15 protein-coding genes and 4 pseudogenes are annotated in these 22,471 nt (G+C 60.0%); 3 read left to right on the forward strand and 16 right to left on the reverse strand.

Annotation, left to right across the window (positions count from 1 at the left end; all coding sequences use genetic code 11):
- Nucleotides 1-181: 181 nt before the first annotated feature.
- Together AC56QP_RS12330 and AC56QP_RS12335 are read right to left on the reverse strand one after the other, a co-directional pair.
- Nucleotides 182-1,621 (reverse strand): annotated as a pseudogene (locus AC56QP_RS12330) (condensation domain-containing protein); the annotation flags it as partial.
- Nucleotides 1,622-1,955: 334 nt separating this feature from the next.
- Nucleotides 1,956-2,707: pseudogene (locus AC56QP_RS12335) on the reverse strand (IS110 family RNA-guided transposase); the annotation flags it as partial.
- A gap of 402 nt (nt 2,708-3,109) precedes the next feature.
- On the opposite strand from AC56QP_RS12335, the gene AC56QP_RS12340 reads away from it, so the two are divergent.
- Entirely contained in the window at nt 3,110-4,342 is a 1,233-nt protein-coding gene (locus AC56QP_RS12340; protein WP_489859520.1) for an ATP-grasp domain-containing protein, read from the forward strand.
- A gap of 877 nt (nt 4,343-5,219) precedes the next feature.
- On the opposite strand, the gene AC56QP_RS12345 is transcribed toward AC56QP_RS12340, so the two are convergent.
- Entirely contained in the window at nt 5,220-5,672 is a 453-nt protein-coding gene (locus tag AC56QP_RS12345) for an Lrp/AsnC family transcriptional regulator (RefSeq protein ID WP_489859519.1), read from the reverse strand.
- A gap of 856 nt (nt 5,673-6,528) precedes the next feature.
- Between AC56QP_RS12345 and AC56QP_RS12350 the strand changes: the two genes are divergently transcribed.
- A protein-coding gene (locus AC56QP_RS12350) for an IS630 family transposase (RefSeq protein WP_489859518.1) occupies nt 6,529-7,471 on the forward strand; the annotation gives its coding sequence in 2 pieces (ribosomal slippage) (nt 6,529-6,866 and nt 6,865-7,471; 945 coding nt in all).
- A 12-nt stretch (nt 7,472-7,483) separates the two neighbouring features.
- Here AC56QP_RS12350 and AC56QP_RS12355 read toward each other — a convergent pair.
- The 8 genes and pseudogenes from AC56QP_RS12355 to AC56QP_RS12390 all read right to left on the reverse strand — a co-directional run bounded on the left by AC56QP_RS12355 (nt 7,484) and on the right by AC56QP_RS12390 (nt 16,507).
- Entirely contained in the window at nt 7,484-7,699 is a 216-nt protein-coding gene (locus AC56QP_RS12355) for a hypothetical protein (RefSeq protein WP_489859517.1), read from the reverse strand.
- Entirely contained in the window at nt 7,669-9,363 is a 1,695-nt protein-coding gene (gene ggt, locus AC56QP_RS12360; RefSeq protein WP_489859516.1) for a gamma-glutamyltransferase, read from the reverse strand. The genes AC56QP_RS12355 and ggt overlap by 31 nt, the downstream gene beginning before the upstream one ends.
- A 152-nt stretch (nt 9,364-9,515) precedes the next feature.
- Entirely contained in the window at nt 9,516-10,079 is a 564-nt protein-coding gene (locus AC56QP_RS12365) for a hypothetical protein (RefSeq protein WP_497100545.1), read from the reverse strand.
- Nucleotides 10,076-12,217, reverse strand: coding sequence for a lyase family protein (locus AC56QP_RS12370; protein WP_497109048.1), 2,142 nt, complete (start codon nt 12,215-12,217; stop codon nt 10,076-10,078). The genes AC56QP_RS12365 and AC56QP_RS12370 overlap by 4 nt, the downstream gene beginning before the upstream one ends.
- The gene (locus AC56QP_RS12375) at nt 12,214-13,272 is read right to left on the reverse strand and encodes a cysteine synthase family protein (RefSeq protein ID WP_489859513.1); all 1,059 of its coding nucleotides are present in this window, start codon (nt 13,270-13,272) and stop codon (nt 12,214-12,216) included. The genes AC56QP_RS12370 and AC56QP_RS12375 overlap by 4 nt, the downstream gene beginning before the upstream one ends.
- Before the next feature lie 10 nt (nt 13,273-13,282).
- Entirely contained in the window at nt 13,283-14,230 is a 948-nt protein-coding gene (locus AC56QP_RS12380; protein WP_489859512.1) for a GHMP family kinase ATP-binding protein, read from the reverse strand.
- A 440-nt stretch (nt 14,231-14,670) separates the two neighbouring features.
- Nucleotides 14,671-14,954 (reverse strand): annotated as a pseudogene (locus AC56QP_RS12385) (iron-sulfur cluster assembly accessory protein); the annotation flags it as partial.
- Nucleotides 14,955-15,781: 827 nt separating this feature from the next.
- Entirely contained in the window at nt 15,782-16,507 is a 726-nt protein-coding gene (locus tag AC56QP_RS12390; protein ID WP_489859511.1) for a winged helix-turn-helix transcriptional regulator, read from the reverse strand.
- Between the two features lie 132 nt (nt 16,508-16,639).
- On the opposite strand from AC56QP_RS12390, the gene AC56QP_RS12395 reads away from it, so the two are divergent.
- A complete protein-coding gene (locus tag AC56QP_RS12395) occupies nt 16,640-16,957 on the forward strand; it encodes a hypothetical protein (protein ID WP_489859510.1) in 318 nt (105 codons plus the stop codon).
- 24 nt (nt 16,958-16,981) lie between these two features.
- On the opposite strand, the gene AC56QP_RS12400 is transcribed toward AC56QP_RS12395, so the two are convergent.
- The 5 genes and pseudogenes from AC56QP_RS12400 to nifK form a co-directional block, all read right to left on the reverse strand.
- Entirely contained in the window at nt 16,982-17,461 is a 480-nt protein-coding gene (locus AC56QP_RS12400; protein ID WP_489859509.1) for a NifX-associated nitrogen fixation protein, read from the reverse strand.
- Between the two features lie 15 nt (nt 17,462-17,476).
- Nucleotides 17,477-17,967 (reverse strand): annotated as a pseudogene (gene nifX / locus AC56QP_RS12405) (nitrogen fixation protein NifX).
- Nucleotides 17,933-19,315, reverse strand: a complete 1,383-nt coding sequence (gene nifN / locus AC56QP_RS12410; RefSeq protein WP_497100476.1) for a nitrogenase iron-molybdenum cofactor biosynthesis protein NifN — start codon at nt 19,313-19,315, stop codon at nt 17,933-17,935. The pseudogene nifX and the gene nifN overlap by 35 nt, the downstream one beginning before the upstream one ends.
- The gene (gene nifE / locus AC56QP_RS12415; protein WP_489859507.1) at nt 19,312-20,808 is read right to left on the reverse strand and encodes a nitrogenase iron-molybdenum cofactor biosynthesis protein NifE; all 1,497 of its coding nucleotides are present in this window, start codon (nt 20,806-20,808) and stop codon (nt 19,312-19,314) included. The genes nifN and nifE overlap by 4 nt, the downstream gene beginning before the upstream one ends.
- 62 nt (nt 20,809-20,870) lie before the next feature.
- On the reverse strand, nt 20,871-22,412 hold the full coding sequence (gene nifK, locus AC56QP_RS12420) for a nitrogenase molybdenum-iron protein subunit beta (protein ID WP_489859506.1): 1,542 nt from the start codon (nt 22,410-22,412) through the stop codon (nt 20,871-20,873).
- Nucleotides 22,413-22,471: the final 59 nt, after the last annotated feature.

Genomic DNA, 22,471 nt, shown 5'->3' on the forward strand with positions numbered 1-22,471 from the left:
CTTCCGGATCCGACTGGGTCTGCGCCTCAAGCAGCTCGTGCACCCAGCGGTCCTGGGGAGAGGCTGCTTCCGTCGGGTTCGACTCGACTGGAAATCGATGTCCCTCCGCCAACACAAGCGGTGCCGACCAGACCCGCTGCCCCGTGTCGGCCGCCATCTGGCTCAGCGCCTGCTGAAAATAGCTCACCAACCGTTCCACCGTGCTCCGCTCAAACAGCGAAATCGGATAGATCAGCCTCCCGCAAATCGCTTTGCCGACCTGAGAAAGATTAAGCGCAAGATCATATTGTGCGACACGATCACCAACATCAGCGTAGTCAATTTCGAGCCCTGGCAGTTCCACAGTCTCCTCACCATTATTTCGCCATGCAAGTATAACCTGGACAATCGGGCTTTGATCCGGCTTGCGAGGAGCGGCGGCGAGTTCCACCGCTCGCTCAAACGGTAGGTCCTGATGATTCTGCGCCCCAAGCGCGGCGGCATTCACCCGTCCCAACAATGTTTCCAGCGTTGGATCGCCCGACAGATCGATCCGCAGCGGCAAGGTGTGAACGAAGCAGCCGATCAGCCCCTCGATCTCCGAGCGGGCGCGGTCGGCGCACGGTGTGCCAATCACCAGGTCGTTCTGACCTGACAGCCGCGCCAGCACCAGCGCCCAGCCCGCCAGGAGGGTCGCGAACAGTGTCGTCCCATGTCGCCGGCACAGCGCCTTGAGCTGTGCACTTAGCGGCTCGTGCAACACGAAGTCGACGTAACTGCCGCTGTAGTCCCGCTGCGCCGGACGCGGCCGGTCTGTCGGCAGTTCCAGCACCGCCGGCGCGCCATCCAGCATCCGGAGCCAGTATTCCGACTGCTGCTCTAGGACGTCACCTGCCAGCCAACCTCGCTTCCAAATCGCGTAGTCCGCATACTGCACCGGCAATGGCGTCAGCCGATCCGCGCGGCCCTCGAGGGCTGCGGCGTAGAGGTCGCTGAGCTCGCGTATCAGAATCTCCCGCGATCGGTCATCTGAGACCATGTGGTGCATGGTGATCAGCAGCATATGATCGTCCTCGGCCAAGCGTGCCAGTCGTGTGCGGATCAGCGGCCCGGCTTCGTTGGGGAACGCCGCCTGCTCTTCGAGGCACACCAACTCCGAGAGTGTCGCCTCTACGTCTGCCGCCGTTAGATCGTCCCGTTTCAGCGGCAGGCCGACGTCCGCCGGCCCGATCTGCTGGAACGGCTCGCCGTCCTCCATCCCGAAGGTGGTACGCAGCACCTCATGACGCGCCATCAACCCGTCCAAGGCCGACTGCAGGGCGGCCTCGTCCAGCTCGCCGCGAAGCCGAAGCCCTATCTGGATGTGACGGACCTCACTGCCGCCCTCCAGACGCGATAAGAACCAAAGCCGCTGCTGGGGGAATGACAGCGGAACCCGCGACGGACGCGGCAGAGCTTCAATTGCCGGGATCGCGCTCAGTGCACCGCCTCTCGCATTAATTTGGATTGTTCGAGCAAGTTTCATGTAGACCTCCTCGGTTGGAGAGTGCGACACCGCTATGGTTGCAACCAGATCCTTCAGCGTGTGCCATGCAATCGGCGTGCCGCCGACGAGGTTGTACCTGCAAGAGGGGGAAACCATGTGTTTTACGCCGCAGCGGCGGAATGCTTGCCCTCATTGTGTGTCAGGTTCCGAACAGCGACGTCTGCAACCGGTTACGGCGGGCACAGCAACACGTGAAATGACGGTCGGCTGCCAGAGATCGTAAATGCTCTGATCAGTTGGTCAGGCTCCGCGCGCATGCCAGTCGAGCGCCGTCAGATGCGAGGAGCAAGGCGATCATTCGGCAAGCCAGCGGCGAGATCGGCCATGGCTTCGGCGAGATCGCGCCGGCCTACGCAGATGATCGAGCGCGTTCCTGAGAAAGTGCACGTGTGGCAGCGTTGCCAAGCAGGTTCCGGGATCACGTCGCCGAGAACCGACGGACATCGCCGACTTCGCTGACGAAGGTGACGGCGACGACAAAGGAGACACCACGCAGCGCTTGATAGGCCGCCACCACCGGCGCCATCGACCAGCTCGGCACCAGCTCGGCGAGCTGGGCATCGAGCCGCTCCAGCCGGTTCTGCGCATCGGTGATCACATCGACCTGGTCCTGGAACACGATCTGCTGGGCCGGATGGTCGAACTTCTGCGCCGCCAGCCAGCGGGCATGCGCCGGGCCCCAATTCTTGCGTCCGCTAAAGACCCGGCCATGGCGCAGCAGGAACGACAGAAGCTGCTGGCGCTTCTTGCGCAGATCCTCGCTCGCCGCGGCTCGCACCCGCACCAGATCGCGCACCGCTTCATGCACCGCGTCCGGAACCCAGATCCCGGTCAGCTCCCCCGCCCTCAGCAGCCGTGCCAGGGTGACCGCATCGCGTCGGTTCGTCTTGACGCGTTCGCCCGGCCGCTTCGGGATCAGCGACGGCGCAACGACATCGCAGCGGTGGTCGAGCTCAACGATCTGGCGGCAAAGCCCGTAGCCGGTTGGGCCGGCCTCGTAGCAGAAATGCAGGCGCGGATATTTGCGCTCCAGCGTACGCACGAAGCGTTCCACCGCCGCTGGTGTCGCCTCGATCTCGCCGAAATAGCGGACCTCCCCTCCCGGCCGCCCTCCGCAATCGCAATCGCGTGCTTGGCTTTCGACACATCGACACCGACGTAAAAAACCTTATCTTCTGCCATGGCCCGTCCTTCCTTTGCTGGGGCTCGGCTCGGCATTCCCGAGCAACCCCCGTTTGCTTACAACTGCAAAGTCTAAGGACGGGCCGCCGCTCAGGCCACGGTCATAACGTCTAGAGTGCGGCCAGGCGTATTACGCTGGGCCAGGTACCATGCGCGAAGAAGGATCACTGACTGAACCCGGTGTCCCTTGAACAACCCTCCGAAATTCGTCGAGACGCTCCGCACCACACCGCCGGCAGCGAAACGTTGCAACAATACCTTAAAGTAACTTTACAGACACTTTGCGACCACAGATCGCTCACAATGGTACCTTCGCCGCCAAGCCTGATGCCAGGTGACTAGAAGGTTGACGCCAATTCGCGCTCGGACCTCGGCACAGCACGCAACGGAGGTTCTATAGCAATGACAAGAAGAGCACTCATCCTGCTTGAAGGCCACAGGAGCATTGGTCTGCTACACGTGAAAGCGGCCCTGCGTCTCGGGCTTCATCCAATTACCCTGTCATCTGATCCAACTCAGTACGGCTATCTTGCGGCGGAAAGACTTCAGGCAATCCAGGTCGATACAGACAATCTCGAAGCCCTGATCCATGAATGTACCCGACTACGTGCGACCTATGATATTGCTGGCATTACTGGATTCACGGGGCTCGACGAGTCGGTCTATGCGACGGTTTCTAAGCTCTGCCGGCATTTTGGTCTATCGGGACCGAACCCCACATCGATTGAACGATGCTGCGACAAATTTGTTCAACGTCAGTTCCTCGCGGAGGCTGGCGTTCCAATACCTGCTTATCGCTTGGCATCTGATTTGACGGAGGTGGAAAGCTCCGCGGTGGAGATCGGCCTGCCGGTGATTGTTAAGCCAGCCGTCGGCAGCGGCAGCTGCGGTGTCCGATTGTGCCGCACCGTCGACGAGTTGACCGAACATACGGCCTATCTGTTGGGCGGGAAGCACATACAGTGCTCTTCGCCGAGGATACTTGTCGAAGAATTCGCAGAAGGCCCCCAGTATAGCTCTTACACAATGGGAAATGAGGTCCTTGGGATTTGTGCCGCAGACTTCGGTCCCCTACCGCATTTCGTCTATCGTCAGTTCACCTTTCCGGCCCTGCTGACTGATGACGAGCATGAGCGTATCGCCGATGTTTCGCTGAGCTGTCTGCGAGCTCTCGGCCTTGGCTGGGGGCCGGCGCACGTTGAATTCCGATGGACGAAGCGTGGCCCAGTCGTCATTGAAGTCAACCCGCGTCTCCCAGGTGGGACCACTCCTCGGCTGATTCAGCTGGCTTGCGGTGTCGATCTGGTCACCCAGCACATCAAGCTCATCATCGGCGAGGAATGGAATTTGCGCAGAAGGCATTCGCACACTGCGGCTGCGCGCTTCCTAGTTCCTGATCGCGATGGCATACTCGAGTCGATCAATGGCGACCGGGCGGGTGCCCTATCAGGAGTCGCTGAGGTCAAATTTTATGTTGAACCCAAGACGCCGATCGTCAGGAAAGGCGATTACCGAGACACGATCGGACATGTCATCGCCGCTTCACCCAGCCCTGTTGAGACGGAGGCGACACTTCAGCGTGCCGTCGACTTAATCGATTGGTCCATCACACCAGTTCCGACCATTGGCGAATAGGAACAATCACCGACTCTTGCCGGTTTGCATTGCAAAGAGCTGTATTCGGGCGCATTGGAGGATCGGTTCGCTGCGGACCAGGCGGCGACAATGGCGAATACTCCGCGATGGACGGATCGGCTGCGTCTCGATCTGCTCTGCATCGTAACGCTCTGTGCTGAGGGTTGATCGGCGACTGGAGGCATGTCGACTGTTTCTGTCGCGAATTTGATTTTGGGCGCGAAGAACTGTGAAGGGTGCTGATCATGCTGGTAGCCGCTGTGTCGAGCGTCTGCACCGCACCTTACCTGGCGCGGCAACTTCCGCGTGGAGGCGGCGCGACGTGGTTCGACATCAGGGAACAGAGGCAGATCGCTCTCGATATCGACGCCGAGAACAGCAACTTTTGTTCCGCACAGATGAATCGTGAGCAGTGTCAAGCCACCAGATTTGGCAGTTCCTGAAAACGCCAACACGCTATATTCAAGTCCGTCAGCGACCAAGGGGCCCTAAATGGCTCGACCAGCGACGTCATCGGCATCGAAGTATGCGCGACTAAACCATCACTGGGCCCGGGTTTTCTCGCGGTCGATGGGACGCTGATCGAAGCCTAGCTCCGATGAAGAGCCACAAGCCGAAGGATGTTCGGACGAGGCCGCAGGCTGGTGGCGGCGGGCGCAGTGCCGAAACCATAGCGCGCGCCATTCTTCTCCTTCCTCACACCGGGGCGGTTGCTTTGCACGTGGCGAACAATCCGGCAGATCCCAAGGCCCCGAAGCATTGACTGCCAGTGGATCGCACGGTTTTCCACTCGAAAAAGCACAATTTGATGTTGGACGCGCAATGGCGGTTTTAAAAGGAAGTCCTGAGTGAGGGCTCCAGTACAACCCGCCCAACGCTACACCGTTACCCGCGGCTCGAACTTGACACGATCAAGCGCGATCATGCTCTTAAATTTTCGGACATTGGGGTTAGTGTAGAGCTTCGTCTTGACGAAGACGTCGAAGGCCTCGACATCCTCGACCGCCACGATCAGGATGAAATCGGCGTCGCCTGTAACCATATAGCATTGGGTAACCTCCTTGGCCGCCCGCATTGCGCGCTTGAAATCGTCGACAAGGTCCAGGCGTTCGCGGTCAAGCTCTACGGTCACGACAACGGTAAGCGATTTACCAAGAGCCTTCGGATCAACGAGCGAGATATCCGCAACGATTACGCCATCAACACGCAACTTGTTCACTCGACGCATGCATGACGCAGCCGAAGAACCGACAAGCTCCGCCAGCTCGGCAAAGGAGAGCCGATTGTTCTTCTGTAGCGCGGTAAGGATCCTTCGGTCTAGGTCGTCCACCGTGCGATGCCGCTTGTTTGAACATTTAATAATCGGATAGGAGTTTTAACAATCGCATAAGTTTTCGCAATGTTTGTTGCAATTCGCCCCAACGATTGAAACAACACGGCCATCCTAGCCCGGCGGATGATCGAATGTGCGCCCATTACGCATCCGAGTACCAAGGTCATGCAGTCGCGGCGCCCAGCGTTTGATGCCCTCGATGCCGAGTTGATCGCAAACTTCCTCAATCACATTTCTACAAGCCGGTCCAAAAACCGGAGCCCAATAGCAAGAATTTGCGGTGATGCGGCTGACACGCATACTATAGCGACCGCGAACTCGCTGGTGTCGACGCGTCCCGACGGCTGCATCCGGCGCTCATCCGACCGGCCACGTATGAGGCAATCCTAGGACTGATCGTAGCCACTGGATTGCGTTCAACGTTGCCGGCCGGTGCCTGGCCGAGCGCAAGACCAAGTTCATCAAGTCAAGGCACGTGCTGATAGGCTTCGATTACCACACGGCGCACGACGACGCTTTGGATGGGAAGGCCAAAGGGGGCCACGTGACGCACGAATATCGCGCGGTTCGCAGTCGCGGGTCGCTCGTGCTGCAGATAGGCCGCGATTGCGCGGCCCGTCTCGATCGGCAGGGGAAAAACGTCGAAACTGGCGGCTCTTCGTCCGGGCAATGCAGAGTGGTGCCCTGCCGCCAACTGAATCTCAAGGCACAGTTTGACCCCTCCCTGCAGTGCAATCCGAGATCCGTAGGCATCTCGCCACAGCCTAGAGCAAATCCAGCGATCGATGAATCGATTGTGATGTGACACCGGCTTGCTGGACTGATTCAACGTCCACTTTGATGAGGTTGGATGATGGCAAGGGCACTGAGCGAGGATCTTCGGTGGCGGGTTTTGAAGGCTTCCGATGAGGGTATGTCTGCCCGGCAGGCGGCGGCCCGGTTCGGGGTCGGAATATCGAGTGCGATCCGTTGGGTCGCGCGAGCCAAGCTCGGCGAGCGGACGCCTCGGCCACAGGGTTGGCGGCGAGGTTCAAGCCTCGATACGCATGAAGCCTTCATCGTCGGGCTGATCGAGGCGCGCAAGGACATCACGCTGGACGAAATGGTCGAGCGGCTGGCAGTCGAGCCGTCGGTACGCATCAGCCGCAGTGCCTTGAGCGCCTGGCTTGGCAAACGCGGCTGGACGTTCAAAAAAGTCCGCACATGCACTGGAGCAGGACCGTCCGGACGTCCTGAAGCGCCGTCGCGCCTGGTTCGACGGACAGCTCGATCTCGATCCGGCGAAGCTCGTGTTCATCGACGAGACCGGCCTGTCGACCAAGATGGCTCGGCTGCGGGGCCGTGCGCCACGCGGCGAGCGCTGTCGGGCCGGCGTGCCTCATGGCCACTGGAAGACCACTACCTTCACCGGGGCGCTGTGCCTTACCGGCATGACCGCGCCGTTCGTCTATGATGGCGCCATGAACGGCGCCGTCTTCCTCGCCTATGTCGAACAGGTCCTCGTCCCGACCCTGAAGCAGGGCGATATCGTCATCATGGATAACTTGCCGGCGCACAAGGCGGCAGGAGTGCGCGACGCGATCGAACAGGCCGGCGCGACATTCAGCTTGTTGCCACCATACAGCCCCGACTTTAACCCGATCGAGAACGCCTTCTCGAAGCTCAAGGCGCTTCTACGCGCCAAAGCAGAGCGTACGGTCAACGCCTTGTGGGATGCCGTCGGATCGATCGTCCAGCTGTTCTCCCCGGACGAATGTGCAAACTACTTCAAGGCGGCTGGATATGATCCGGATTAAGCCGGATGTGCTCTAGGCGCCCTTGCGCGACGAAAAATCCTGATCGAATGACGGTAGCAGTGTGTCGATCTGATCGCCGGACAGCGCAGTCTCGATCAGGCCGCCGTGGCTTCGGGAGGCGCTTTTTCTGATCTCGCCACTTTGCATGAAGATCACCCGATCGTCGGCCCGCCGGAGCGGCCAGACGCCGGTCGCGCTCAGCTCCGCGTCTGGTCCGGCCTGAACCATACGCCGCGCCGCGCCAATCCGCCGCCGAGCCCGATTGCCATACCGTCGGCACGCCAGCACGCGGCGCCAGTCATCGTGCCGTCGGCATCGAAGTAGATCGCACTCATGCCGCCCCCAACGATGTTAACCGCCGTCACATCGTGACCGCGGTCGCGCAATGCCGCGAGCACGCCTTCCGGCACCGAAGCCTCGACCTTCACCCCATAGCCCCGCGTCCAAAGCCGCGGCGCCTCCACCGCCTCCTGCACGCTCATGCCATGATCGATCAGGTTTGACAGCGCTTGCGTCACCGAGGGGAAGATCTGCAGTCCGCCAGGCAGGCCGATCGCATAGCGTAGCCTGCCGTCGCGCAGCACCATCACCGGTGACATCGACGAGGTGACGCGCTTGCCGGGTGCGACCGAGTTGGCGCGACCCGGACGCGGATCGAACGCGAACATGTAGTTGTTCGGGATCATGCCGGTTCCCGGCACGATATAGCGGGCACCGAACGAGGATCTGATCGTCTGCGTGCTGGCGACGACGTTGCCGAACCCGTCCGCCACGGTCAGATGGGTGGTGTGCGCGCCTTCACTAGGTGCCACCCCTGCGCTCCATGACTGGGTGCGGTCCATTGAGATGCGCGCCCGACGCTCCGCTGCATAGTCCTTGGACAGCAGCTTGCCGATCGGCTCCTGGACGAACGCCGGATCGGTGGACGCCGCTGCCCGGTCGGCGAAAGCGATCTTCAGCACTTCGGCCAGTAGGTGCAGCGTGTCCGGCGTTGCGAAGCCGAGCGCGCCGATGTCGTAGCCCTCCACGATATTCAACATCTGAATGATGTGCAGAGGGCCGAACAAAGGCGGCGGCGGCCCGACGATCTCATAGCTGCGATAAAGCCCGCGCAGCGGCTCACGATCGACGGTGCGATAGCCCGTCAGGTCCTCAAGTGTCAGAAAGCCCTCTTCCTGCGCTATGTGTTCCGTATAGTGACGTCCCAGCTCGCCGCCATACAGAATCTCGGGCCCCTTGCGCGCGATTGATCGCAGCGTCTCGGCATAATCGCCGGTGACCAGGCGGGTCCCGGACTGGATCGGCATGCCGCCGGGCAGATACAGTTTGGCGATTTCCGCATCGCGCGCGAGATCGGCCGCCGACTCGGAGACGCATTCCTGTAGATAGGGAGTCACGAGAAAGCCATGCGAGGCGTGACGGATCGCGGGCTCAGTAACGTCGGCCAAAGAGAACGTGCCGAACCGGCGCAGCGCCTCGCACCAGCCCAGCAGATTGCCGGGGGCGGCGACCGCGGTGGGGCCAATGGCGTTGCGGCGGCCGATCGTGTCCATCGTCCCGGGCGCGGCCTTCGGGTCAGGCGTGTAGGTGGTGGGGCCGGTCGCAAGCGGTGCGGTGCTCATGCCGTCGAGCACGTGATGCGTGCCGTTTGCGAGGCGGATATGCGCTATGCCGCCACCCAGCACCCCCACCATCATCGGCTCGACGACCGAAAGGGTGAATAAGGCCGCGATGGCAGCGTCGATCGCGTTGCCACCGGCAGCGAGCATTTCGGCCCCCGCGGCCGAAGCGAGCGGGTGATTGGTCACCACCATGCCACGCGACCCAGTCGCCGGTTGTTTCTCACAAGTGAAGGTAGCGCCCGCGTGAGAGCGCCAGTCAGTATCCCGCATCAATCACCTCCCGTTTACGGACCTGCAAATAGCGCACGGTGAGGCTGCTCCGCCATGCGGCATTGGCAGGCACGGAAGATGGCGCTGGAGACCCGGTGAGGCGAGGCATTGCCAATCAAGGCGCCGTTACCATTGTTCCAACATAGACACCTTCAGGCGGCCGGGTGTCCATCAATGAGTTCCCTCACCCTCTGTTTGCGGTGCATCTCGGCGCGCGCCCCGCGTTCCCGTATGTCCTCGCATTTTAGCTGCATGTCCCGAAAGAGTGTTTTTGCTAAGGAGACCTGGCTATCGGTTGATCTTATTCCTGGTCCTCCTCCGAACTGCAGCGCATCCCTGCACTCTTCAAGACTCGCCGGCAACACGCCAGCGAGATTGCTGGCCAGCTCGCTACGGCGCTCCGCGACGCAGCCATCCTGAGACAGGCGCTTGGCGATCTCGCTAACTAGTGTATGGGCCTTCCTGAAAGGAACCCCTCGCGATGCCATCCGTTCTGCGGCAACTGCCGTCATCGATGAGCCGTCTTCCAGATTGTTGCGCATAGACTGCACGTTGAAAGACATGAATTTCACTATAAGCAATGTGAGGGTGATGGCCCGCTTCAGGGCATCTTCTGCCAGGCCCAGCGGAGAGCAGCCGTAGTTGCTTACTTCGATCGAGTTGCTGAAAGGCGATTTGCAGGTAGCCGTTGCCGCAGAAACGTATGCGCCGATCACGGTGCTTGCCGACCCCTTGATGTGTTCGAGCAGAAAGGGGTTCTTCTTTGGGGGAGCATGGAAGAGCCGCCGGCAAGATTGTGAGGAATGTCGACGAGGGCGAACTCCCGCGTCGTCCAAACTTGCAGGTCCTGGGCCACACGACTGAGCAAGATTGAAACGCCAGCGAAGACTGAAAGCCCTTGCAGGTGATGGTCGCGGCTCGCGACCGCGTCAAGTGAGTTGAACGACGGTAGTTCGAATCCCAGAAGATTTGCGGTCTTCAAGGGATCTATGGGAATACTGGTGCCCCCGCCCGCGCCCCCCCCCATCGGGCAATTCCTGATGTCTTCCAGCAGGCAATGGAGGCGCTGGCGCTCGCGCCCCAGAGCGAAGAAGACGCCAAGCAGGTAGTGCCCTGGCGACCCAGGGAGTGCGATCTGGTATTGACTGTACAGCGGAGCCACAAGTCTCGATGCCTCTTCCTCTCGCTGAAGCAGGGCATCCTGTAGAATTCCTATTTCCTGCGAGATGGAACACGCGGCCTCCCGGAAAGCCAGTAGAGAAATGGTCGCGTTCAAGTCGTTACGGGATCTCGCAAGGTGCAGCCAGCCGGCCTTTTCCGGGCCAGCTCTGGCCGCAAGTTCGGCCTCATAGGCCAGATAGACACCACGCGGAGCATCGCGGCCCTCCAAAGACTGAAAGCCCTCGTCCTGGAGGTCCAAGATATGCTTGAGGAGATCGGCAGCGGCTGCCTGGCTGATCAAGCCCTGGTCCGCGAGCATCACCAGATGTGCTTCGTCTATGGCCGTCTGGTACTGCAGAAGGCGGCCGTCACGTGAGATTTCGATAGGTGGAGCGAGCAACTTCATCGCTTCGGGATGTAGGTTCCACCTGCCCTGGCTAGACCCAGCGACTTGCTTGTCGTCCGACTCTCCAGTAGCCGCTTCGACGTCGATCACAATGGCATCGATCATCCGGTCAGCTGCCGCGGCGGCGGCATTGAGTTCATCAGCGACGCCTATGGCGTAGGCTACCCGGTCTCTAAAGTCGCCGTTTGTTTGAACTTCCTCCCCCTCAGATTTCAGAAGACCCGCTTCAGGCACTGTCGGCTCTGGATTTCGAGAGAAGCCCAGGCGTTTAAGCTTGCCGGCCTTATGAAGAAGTCGGAAACGGATGGCTCCCGCCCTTGCGCTCGTCCGTGGAGGCGTGAACGCTTCTCCCGCGTAAAGTTTGATTACCATGTCCAGGATTGAGGTATCCAACGTGTGGGAGAGCATGACTGGAATCATTCCTCCAGCCAGCCTAGGATTGACCTCAATGATGACGGGGCCCGACTCCGCTATCACGAACTCTACATGAGCGGGTCCGAACTCCAAGCCCAGAGCCGATACTGCACCTGCGGCAAAAGAAGCCAGTTCCTTGAGGAACGGCTCCGGAAGCGGGGCCGGGAAGTCGTGCCCCACCTCGACGAAGCAGGGGGGCGGGCCTTTGTGCTTGGCAAGAATTCCAAGGCAATGCAGCGCCCCATCGTAAGCAATTATCTCTGCGGAGTATTCTTTACCCTCAATATATTGTTGGATGAGGATGTCGGGACTGGGCAGATCCACTTGATCGAGCAGTGCGCCCCTTGCACTCTCAAACGCCTTGATGGCGGCTGCGGCACTATCGCACAACCTTACGCCGCTACTACCGCTTCCGGAGACCGGCTTCACGACAACTGGCAGAGTAGCTTGGGCAAGAATGTTCTCGACGTCTCCGACGGATGTGGCCAACCGAGTTTCAGGGATCGTGATTGATTGTCGCTGCAACTCGGCCGCCTGTTTCCATTTGTTCCGGCATGTGGCTATAGCCTCCGGATTCGGTGCTGGTAACCCCATTGCCGTCGCGACACGTGACGCTACTTCCACAAAATAATCCGAGGATGAATATATCCCTGCCAGCCTGCTTAATTTGGCGGCGACCCCGATGAGTTCATCCGGACTACGCGTTTCAGCTTCGATCACTTCAGCGACGGAGTCCCTGAGAAACGGATAGCGCGCAGGATTGCGCGTGACGAGGTAGGGCTCAAAGCCCAGGACTCGGGCCCGCTTCATCAATAGTTCGCCGGTGCCTGTCGTGTTGCTTTCCACGAAAAGGAAGCTACCTCGGTTCATCATGAAGCCTGCTCCAGCGCGTTTAGGACAGTTTCCCGGCTTTTCCGATTCCAGCGATATCGGTTCCATGGCGGGAGAGCGGTCGAGGGATGCTCTTCGCTGGACGGAGCGTCCGGAAGAACACCTTCATGTAGACATCCGTTCTGCTTGAGCCACTCGTGATCGTAAACAGCTTCGACGTAGCGGTGGCCTTCGTCAGGACATATGACGACTACGGTTTCTCTTGGATACTGCCGAGCGCGCCAGCGCCCAACGATGTAGCTCACTCCGGAGGTCGGACCGGCGAAAACGGCGTGCCGCTCGTGGAGGCTTCGCGTTGCAGCAAATGCGAGCGGAGCCGAGATGAGATGCACCTCGTCATATAGTTCATGCTTCACGTTCTTGGGGACAAGACTGTTTCCCAGCCCCCGCAGTTTCCGTTCGCCATCCTGTTGGCCAAAAATGACGCTATTGAAGGTGTCCACTCCAATCAGGCGCGCGCCAGGGGCTTTTTGGCGGAGGCGCTCTATCGTTCCGCAAGTAGAGCCGCCCGACCCCACAGAACCGACCAAAGTTACGTCGGCGTCCAACATCCCCGATATCTGATCGGCGAAGAGCTTATAGGCTGCGGGGTTGTCCGGTGTTTCGTATTGCCGGGGCCAGAAACAGGAGTGGCCCAACTGTCTCATCCTAGCGTGTAATGCGTCGAGGCGGCTTCTTTGATTGCCACCCTGCTTCGCCTTTTCAGTTATTATGAAGACCTCGGCTCCCAAGGAGCTCAACCTGTTTTCCAGGCCTTTGTCCATCACTGGGTCTGTGAAGATTTCGAGCTGGAATCCACGTTCCCGGCAAACTACGGCCAAACCCAGCGCGAAGGTTCCGCTCGAGCTCTCAAGAACTTTCATGCCGTGCGTCAAAGTCCCTCGAGCCAGTGCTTGCTCAATGATGTACCTCGCGGGGAGAAGCTTCATGAACGCGAACTGCGCAAGATAAAGGTTTGTTTCACACCTAATAATGCTGGGGAGAGCATAGGCATCAGAATAGCCGGAGAATGGCAGGCATTTGCGAACAACGTCCATATTGCTTACCTCACCGGCAGCCAGTCATGGTCAGATATATTTTAGGCGAGTTGTCGAAAGGCGATACATGGGCGAACACGGACCGAAGCTTCCGTGGAAAGTCAGCCGCCATTCGATCAAGCAGGATTCCAATCATTGTGCCGCTGTGCGCGACTATGACCCCGAGAGCGTCAGTGGCCTCGGATGCTTTCAGCATCGAGTTTAGATGCTTCTTTGGGGTCCGCCCCTGATGCAGGAGAGCGCTGGCTGTAGCTATTCTGCCTATCGTGGCCGTGTCACCGCGGGGAATTGCTCTGCGGGCGCGGTCGAGTAATTCCTGATACTCTGCTCTGTGACTGGCGGAGATTTCACCTCGCCGTTGATCATAGTCGACGGTTTCGACGGTCCCTCCTTCATCGATACCTACGATTGCAAGCGGCGGCATTTGCCCGAGGAAGGAGAGAGGGCTACATGCTCGCTGCTGATAGGCGACCACGCCGGGGTACATCACCCCGTCGGATGGCTCAATCTCCGCCATTAGCTTCTCGATCAACGTTGTCCGGACTCTACGCTTGAAGCTGCAGGCGATTGACCGTGCAGTCGCAACGAGATCCGCAGACGAACTCGCCAACCCTTTGCCTTCCGGGAGTTCAGATTGCAAAAGGAGGTTTCCTCCTGAGACGCCGAGCGCAATCACGAGATTCTCAGCCAGTCGTTTTGCTTTGACTTTATGTGACGGATAAACGGTTACGGATCGTGTGCCTGCAATCGGCATGAAGTGAGCTCGCGCAAAGAGCGCGATGGGCATCGTGACCAAAAAGTGAGGGTCTCGGGGAACGCAGCCGACCGGTAGCTGACCTTGCAGCAACTCGCCGAATGTGCCGCAACAAAGAGCGTCGCTAGAATGAACCCTTGGCTGCTGCGCATCTTCGGCGATAATCTGGGCCGCATCTGCGCCATCGAACGTCTGGTGATACATGTATGGCCTCCAAACTTCATCGGCGGCCGCTTCGAGAAGTTCTCTAGTCAACATGCTTGCCCCGCCCCTTGGGGGCCCGACAGGATGGGTAGAATTTTGGATCGCCATATTACTTCCCCGTCATGTCCATTGAGTGGGATTTGCCGCTACGATACGAGACAATGGGCTCGCATTTCATTTGGGATACTTTCAAGTACCTGGGGCGCCCAGGTGCCTGATCTCCGCGTTTGGGGTGAACGTAGCATTGTCAGCGATTTTAGGTCGCAAAGAATCTGTGAAGTTACTTGTAGGAACTGTTGCACTGTCGATTGCCGGCGGCGTGGAATGCAGCGCCTCAGCGAATTTCAGTGCCTGTGACTTTCTAGGGACGCCATCTTGGTGGGTAGTCCTGCTTTGCGTTCGCAGGGACTTGGCCGTCCGACGCAATTGTTTAGGCCCCCAGCGTTCGTGTTGCCGAGTGTGAAGCCCGAGGATCCCAGCCCAGTGACGAGATCGACAGTCATGCCAGCGACGTGTGGTTCGTTGGCGGGATCGACGTATGTTCTAGTTCCGCCCGCCTCGATGACCGCGTCGCCGTCAGCGAGATGCTTTCCAGGCCTATTCCGTATTTTAGTCCAGCGCAGCCGCCCGCATCGACCATGATGCGCCGACCTTCGGCGGGCTTGGCGGCCAGCGAGAGCGCGGTCTTAAATGCGGCGACAGCATTTTCGGTGAGCTTGATCATAGGACGACATCCGCTGATGCGTTCGGAAGGTCCCTTGCATCGAACGTGCCAGAAAGGAAATTATCATCAAAGCAATGAGTTAGCAGATTTGTGATCCTGTCGGGAATCCGACATTGAGGGGAAAACCTTGCGGCGGCGGCCGATTTGCACGTCGTTGTCGCCTTTTGCCCGTGGGCTAATAGGGCAGCTCCGCACCCGGACACCAAATTTGCGGCATAGCCGATCAAGGAAAGCTCGCTAATGACTCGAATTTGGCTGCGAGCCCCAAGACCCGCTGCACGCTCGAAGCAAAGCATCAACTCGCAAAAAGAGAGAACCTTTCTGCTTGGCCAGCATTGGGGATCGCAATGCATTTGGCACACATGCATGCCTACCGCCAGGCTCGTCATCATCGTCCGCTTCACGCTACCTGGCTTGAGCTTCTTGCCGTTTCGGTCCTCAGGCGGTACCGGATCTCGACATTTGCGATTTCAAGGGGCCGCTCCATCTGAGCGCCGCCTGTTCCTGCCTCTCCCGCCTTGCGATTGAATTCCTAGCTGGCGACACAGGAGTTTTTCACGACGAAGCCGGTCCAGCTGCGGCTCGCGAATACCGCCATCCTCAGATTGACGATGATCGTGGCGAAAATGGCCAGGATGAGTGCCGGCATGTAAGCCGGCAGCTGTTCTGACGTCCTGATCGGAGTGGTCAGAACCCGTGACACAGAGTACGCTTTTAAAAGCCATCTGACTGCTTCTTTCTTTCCGAATATGTCGGGCCTTTAAGCGCGTTCGAGGCCCTTAGCTTACCCTCAGCATGACGGAGGGGGAGTGGCAGCGCACCGATGCCTATTCACCGTCAGGTTCAGGTTCAGCGTGCGCCTCCTCGAGCGAGTAGCCCTCGGACCTGATGGTACGAATGACGCTGCCGGCCGACGTCCTCTTCAGCTCCTTTCTGATCCGGCTGATATGGACATCGACGGTGCGCTCTTCGACGTGGATGTTGGGCCCCCAAGCTGCGTCCTTTAACTCCTTCCGCTTGAACACCTTGCCGGGATTCTCGAGCAAATGCTGCAGCAGTTTGTACTGGAGCGGTCCGAGGTGGATGTCGTGGCCGTTACCGCGGACTCGGCGGGCATCGACGTTCATCTCAAGGCTGCCACAGCGGAGCAATCTGCCGTTTACAATCCCGTTTGAACCGGGCTTCGCCAGCGCCAGCTTCGTCCGTAGACAGTCGAGCAGCTTGCCCGGTGCGAATGGCCGCACAAAACTTTCGTCAATGCCTGCCTTCAACAGATCGAAATGCTGGTTCTGGGCGCCGGGCGCGATCAGGGCAATAACGAGCAGCCGGCCGGTCCGGGGGTCCCCCTTGAGCTGGGAGCAGATGGTGGATCGTGTCGCGCTTGCCGGCTGGCAGTCCAGCACCACGGCCTTCGGCTCCCGCTCAACTGTCAATTTAAGCACGTCATCCACGCTGCTGGCCAGTTCAAACCTGAAGACATCCGCCTCCAGGATGTGTCCGTAGTTATGAATGAACTCCGGATCTTGCGAACAGATCAGGACCAGTGGCTTCATCGGTGCTGCGTTGTCTAAAGACATTAATTCTGCCTCGGCCGCATGGATTGATTGAGCTCGACATAGAAGTCGTCCCCCTGGGCGGCGCAGATGCCGACGGTTTCACCCGCCTGAGCCATGCCGTGAAGTTGCATGACCTCGCGTCAGCAGATCTTGAGGCGGCGACAGCAACCGATGCAGGTCGTCGCGTTGATAGCGGTCGCATATTCCGGGATCCTTCTGGCGTCGCGGGTGACGGAAGGGCTCGTCATCATGAATTCTCCAATGCACCGAACACTCTCCTTGCAGCGTCCACTCGGCAAGAATGTCGAACGTTTTCCCGCCGACGGCCTTGATCTCGGACAGCTTGATGGGAAGGCTCTTGGCGAGGTCGTGCAGTTGTCGTCTTCGCTGCACGCGAGAGACTGCAGGTTCGGCACGTTCTATGCAGCGCCTCAAGGTCTGACATGATCTCTTTCCCTCGAACCGGTTCCATCACGCACGCGCCACCTCGGGATAGGTCTCGATGGTGGCGATTGCGTCGCCGACCAGTTTCGTGCCGGCCTGAGTGAGCTTCCCGAACGTCTCGAAGCCGAACCGGTGGACGTCGCGAAGGGTCTTCGACAGAACCACCAACCGCCCGGACGTGAACAGCACCCGCCCGAAGCCTTCATGGCTCAGCTCCATGATAGGCGATGCCATCAGCCCGCAGCGCTCCTCGATCGCAAGCCCGACGGCGGTGTAAAACATATCAAGCCTCCACAGCACGTCCGGATCGGGATCGCCGATGATCGGGATTGCACGGCGCTGTTCCTTAGTGATGATGAAGGAGGCCAGCAGCTCGGGGTCCGCTTTGCCTTCCCACGCTCCGTAGGAGTCCTGAGCACGGATTAGCCGCACGAGGCATTTCAGGAACGGGCTGGCAAGCGCCACCTGATCCTCGGCGACAGCAGGGCTAACCACAGGGTCGGACATTTTCGCCTCCTCATTTCAGTCGTCGTCCTCAAAGGACGGTTTCGCGACGCCTGCCTCAGCCAGCAGCTTGCGCACCCAGGGGGAGGACACGTTCTGAGCATCACCTGCGTGCGCAACAGCACATCTTGGATACTCTGAGGCTGCGGAACCTTGAGCGGATAGATTTTTGCCGAAACAAGCTTGGCTGCCGAAGGTCCGCCGATTGCCAGACAAAACAGGAGGTGGCAGCCCTTCAGTGCTTCCACCTTCGGTGTGATGCGGTCATCCCCCTCGGTCCGATGTTTCCCGCTTTCGTCGGAGACGTCGTCGAAGGCCACGGCTTCCACGAGGTTCCACTCCTCGGGTGTCACATCGTAGATGACAAAGCGCCTGGCCGAGCCGAAATGCGCATTGAGCTCCTTCATGTCTTGTGTTGCGATTGCCACGCGCAAGGCGCCTGCTTGTCGTTCACGCATTGGATCTCGGCCCTCGTCAGTGACCAGTGAGAGGCGACGGACGGGCCCCATCTTGCGTTTCTCGCTTGCGGAGGGGATCAAGTTCTTCAGGTGTCGGCGCCTGCCGGCAAGCCTGGAAAATGTTGGCAACCTCGAAGACCAGGTCGCGGGTGCCCTGATAGAGGATTGTGAGCTTGTGCTGGCTGCCGAGCCGGTCGAAGACGGGGAAGCCGACGCGCATGAGCGGAATGCCAAGACGTTGCGATGCCTGGCGTCCATGTGAATGGGTGACCAGAAGATCAGCCCCGCCGGCAAGCGCTTCCAAATCGCCGAGATCGCCGATCTGAATCGAGGCCGCCGGAACCCTTTCCAGAATTTTCGACATATCGGTCGTGGCGACCGCCGCCGCGACTTCGGAGCCCATGCCGGTGAAGAAGGTTGCGAATTGATAGAGTTGGTCTGGTTCAGCAGCGATCGCAATTTTCTTGCCTCCGAAATGGAAATGTCCGTCGAGCAACGCATCCTGCAATTGCGCCCGGCGACGACGCACCCCGGCCGGCACCGCCGCGCCCGAAATCTCGGACAGCAGGGAGACGAAACGGTCGGCGCCCTCCATTCCGGTCAGCGACTCGAACAGCACGTAAGGGACGCCGGTCATCTTCTGCAGCACCTCGGCCGGACGGCGCATATGCTCTCCGATAGCGATGCATTGCGCGGCGGTGCCGAGCTCGCGGATATCCTCGACGCTGGTGCCGCCATAGGTTGTCGTAACCCACCAGTCGGGCACGGTGCCGTCGAGCGAGCCGGAGACGTCCGGCAAAATCACCGGCTGCAGCCCAAAGCTTTCAACCATCTCGCGCAAATGCTCGATGTCAGCCACGGTGAGATTCCAACCGGCCAGGATTGCGATCTTCTTTGACTGGCGCGCCCGCTCGCCCGGTCGCGTCATGCCTTCGATCATCGCGCTGACAGCCTTGGCCCAGCCCTGTTCGATCGCGCCGTCGAAATCCGGCGTGTTGGCCAGCACGATCTCCGTACCCGCGAGTTCTTCCGCCCGTTTCAGCCTGATGTCGGCAATGTCGCCTGCGCAATCTTCGCCACGGGTTTCCACCAGGGCCGTCGTGCAGACCCCGATCAGCTTTGGGTTCGTGCGGGTCTTCAGGTTGAGGATCGCCTCTTCCAGATTGTCTGACCCGCCGAGGATGGTTGTCACTTCATCCATCGCGGTGGTCTGTAGGGGAATCGCTTCCTTGAAATGCCGCACGAAGAGCACGAGCGCGAAGCTGGTGCAGCCTTGGATGCCGTGGAATAGCGGCACTGCGCCGTCGATCCCGAGAAAGGCCAAGGCAGCACCCAGCGGCTGTGACGACTTCAACGGATTGACCGAAGCTGATTTGGTCTGGGAAAGGACGCGGGTCATCGTGTTTCCTCAACGCTCGCCGAAATCGTCGGCGTGGTGCCGGTGAATTTCTTCAAAGCGTGCACGGTCTCGCTCGTTGTGCTCGGCGGTTCGTCCTTCATGGCAGGCTGGCAATCCCACGGTGCCGGTTCCCGCACCTGGCGCCAGATCGGGTTGTGAATGGCGAGGTCGATCTGGCGTACGAGTTCCACCATGCCGTCATAGCCGGCGTAAGGGTGTTGGCGCTCCTGGTTGATGTCGAGCCAGGGCGTCTTGGCCTTAAGCGCGATGAATTGCGTGCGCCCGCCCGACAGCATGATATCGGCCTTGTGTTCTGAGAGCATGGCGTAAAGCTCGCGCGCTGCCAGCTGCTCGAACATGTGGTTGTCGTCCTTGAGTATCTGCTTGATGCGCTCCTTGTCTTCGACTGTGGATTTCTTGACCGAGGTGCCGACGATCTCGATGCCGATCTCCATCAGCGCATGGACGACGGACCAGGACTTGACACCGCCTGTATTGAGCAGCACGCGCTTGCCTTGAAGCCGCGGCCGGTAGGCTTCGAGCTTGTTCCATGCAACCGCCTCCTGCTCAGCGATCAGCGTCTCCGTGCGGGCGAGGATCTCTGGATCAGCGCCCTTCTTCACGAGCAGCTCAGCAATGTTGCGCAGTGCTTCCGAGGTGTCGGTGATGCCGTAGAAGGAGCCTTCGAAGAACGGGATGTCCCAGCGCTCCTCCATCTTGCGAGCCAGATTGATGAGCGCGGTCGAGCACACCACCATAGCCGCCCGGGAGCGGTGCGCGGAAGCAACGTCAAGGTAGCGCGCGTCGCCCGGAATGCAGGCGCGCACCCGGATTCCGAGCCGATCGAGGAGCGGCTTCACCAGCCAGAATTCGCCGGAGAGGTTGAATTCGCCAAGGATATTGATGTCGTACGGCCCAGCGTCGTCGGGTTCCACCGTGCCGATGACGTGCTCGAGCAACGCCTCGGCGGCGAGCTTGTTGCCGAGGTTCTTGGAGCCGGCCAAGCCCGGCGCATTGACCGGCACCACGGCCAAGCCGAATTTTTCCCCCGCGCGTTTGCAGACCGCCTCGATGTCGTCGCCGATCAGCGCCGTCACACAGGTCGAATAGACGAAGATCGCTGGCGGCGCATAGGCTTCCTTGATCTCGCGGATCGCCTTGAACAGCTTGCGCTCGCCCTGCCCCATCACCACGTCGAGTTCGGTGAGGTCGGTCGTGAAGCTCGTGCGCCACAGCGTTGCCCCGGAGGAAGCGGCGCCGCGGTTGTCCCAGGAATTGCCCTCGCAGGCGAGCGGCGCGTGGACCAGATGCGCGACGTCGGTGATCGGCTGCAGCACGATCTTGGCGCCATCAAAGGCGCAGCCGCCGGCTGCCGCCCCGGGCGTCAGCGGCTTTGAGCAGCCCTCTTTGCGCGCCTTGGCATCCTTGCCGCGGTTTTTATCGCAGGCGGGCTCGTTGAAGACATCCTGGATTTTGGCGCTGGGCGATGACATTGCGTCGGTCTCCAAGGTCCGTTGGGCGGCGGACGGGCCCGGCGAAAAGCCGGCCGCCGCTGTTAGCGGGTGAGATCATAGGAATAGTCCGTCACGCCCGTCTCGCTCGTCTCGCGATCGAGCTTGTCGAAGATCTTGTCGAGGATCGTCGTCAGCACGCGCAGCCCGCCCTGGTAGCCCATGAGCGCAAAGCGATGGTGATGGTGCCGGTCGAAGATCGGAAACATCAGCCGGATCAGCGGCGTGCCGGTGTCGCGCTCCAGATACTTGCCATAGGAATTGCCGATCAGCAGGTCCACCGGCTCGGTGAAGAGCAGCGAGCGCATCGCCCACAGGTCCTTGCCCGCCCAGACCTGAGCGTCCTTGCCGAAGGGCGAGGATGCAAGCAGTTCCTTCATCTCGGCTTCCCACGCCGAAGTGCCATTGGTGGCGAGGCAATGTGTCGGCTCGCCACCGGTTTCCATGACGAAGCGCGCCATGGCATGGACGAAGTCCGGATCGCCGTAGATCGCGTATTTCTTGCCATGCAGCCAGGACTGGCTGTCAGCCATGGCGTCAACCAGTCGGCCGCGCTCCAGGCGGATTGTCTCAGGGATTTCCTTGCCGGAGATCGCCGAGAGCTCCATCAGGAATTCGTCGGTCGCCTGGACCCCGAGCGGGTAATGGAACGAGGCCGTCGCCTGTCCGACCTGCTCGCAATATTCCAGCGTTTTGCGGGTGTTGTAATACTGCAGCGAAAGTGTCGCCTCGGCGTTGAGCGCCTCCTTCACGTCTTCGATGTTCGTGCCGCCGTCATACATGCGGTATTCGCCGTCCGACGGGGTGTCGAACTGGTCAGAGGCGTCCTGGATGAAGGTGTAGGACACGCCCATCAGGTCAAGCAGGCGTTTGAGTTCCCGGTTGTTGCCAACGCAGAAGCCGTCGAAGCCCGGAATGATGTTGATGGTTCCCTTGGCTTCCGTGCGCTCCTGGCCTTTCCAGAAGTGCTCCAAAATGCCTTTGACCATGCCGTCATAGCCATCGACATGGCTGCCGACAAAGGCTGGCGTATGGGCAAAGGGCACGTCGAAGTCGCGCGGGACCGAGTTTTCGTCCTTGGCGTTCTGGATGAAGCTGTGCAGGTCGTCGCCAATGACCTCCGCCATACAGGTGGTCGAGACAGCGATCATCTTCGGGTCGTAGAGCTGGTAGGTGTTGGCGAGCCCATCGACCATGTTCTTCAGGCCGCCAAATACCGCCGCATCCTCGGTCATCGAAGAGGAAACCGCTGAAGCAGGCTCCTTGAAATGGCGCGACAGGTGCGAGCGGTAATAGGCCACGCAGCCCTGGCTGCCGTGGACGAAGGACATGGTCCGCTCGAAACCCGCGGCCGCAAACACGGCACCCAGCGGCTGGCAGGCCTTGGCGGGGTTCACGACAAGCGCTTCGCGGGCGAGATTCTTTTCGCGGTATTGCCACGTCTTGGTGAACTCGCGCTGATCGGTAACGATCTGATCGGCGTGCGGACATTCGAAATTCAGCTTCTTCTCGGCAAGCATCTGCCTGTATTCCGGCTCGCGGAACAGGGGGGCGTGGTCGAGAACTTTTTCAGCCGACTGCGGCATGGGTGGTTACCTCTTTCATCTGGGCGCCATACGGCAGCTCAGGGACGTGAAGACGTTTC

It is taken from the genome of Mesorhizobium sp. RCAM 05104 (assembly GCF_059683645.1).

Bases quoted from the DNA above. Each gene is read 5' to 3' on its own strand.
- AC56QP_RS12340 (WP_489859520.1), top strand. From the start codon at position 3,110: ATGACAAGAAGAGCACTCATCCTGCTTGAAGGCCACAGGAGCATTGGT.
- AC56QP_RS12355 (WP_489859517.1), bottom strand. From the start codon at position 7,699: ATGGTTCAGGCCGGACCAGACGCGGAGCTGAGCGCGACCGGCGTCTGG.
- ggt (WP_489859516.1), bottom strand. From the start codon at position 9,363: ATGCGGGATACTGACTGGCGCTCTCACGCGGGCGCTACCTTCACTTGT.
- AC56QP_RS12370 (WP_497109048.1), bottom strand. From the start codon at position 12,217: ATGATGAACCGAGGTAGCTTCCTTTTCGTGGAAAGCAACACGACAGGC.
- AC56QP_RS12375 (WP_489859513.1), bottom strand. From the start codon at position 13,272: ATGGACGTTGTTCGCAAATGCCTGCCATTCTCCGGCTATTCTGATGCC.
- AC56QP_RS12380 (WP_489859512.1), bottom strand. From the start codon at position 14,230: ATGTATCACCAGACGTTCGATGGCGCAGATGCGGCCCAGATTATCGCC.
- AC56QP_RS12390 (WP_489859511.1), bottom strand. From the start codon at position 16,507: ATGAAGCCACTGGTCCTGATCTGTTCGCAAGATCCGGAGTTCATTCAT.
- AC56QP_RS12395 (WP_489859510.1), top strand. From the start codon at position 16,640: ATGACCTCGCGTCAGCAGATCTTGAGGCGGCGACAGCAACCGATGCAG.
- AC56QP_RS12400 (WP_489859509.1), bottom strand. From the start codon at position 17,461: ATGTCCGACCCTGTGGTTAGCCCTGCTGTCGCCGAGGATCAGGTGGCG.
- nifN (WP_497100476.1), bottom strand. From the start codon at position 19,315: ATGACCCGCGTCCTTTCCCAGACCAAATCAGCTTCGGTCAATCCGTTG.
- nifE (WP_489859507.1), bottom strand. From the start codon at position 20,808: ATGTCATCGCCCAGCGCCAAAATCCAGGATGTCTTCAACGAGCCCGCC.
- nifK (WP_489859506.1), bottom strand. From the start codon at position 22,412: ATGCCGCAGTCGGCTGAAAAAGTTCTCGACCACGCCCCCCTGTTCCGC.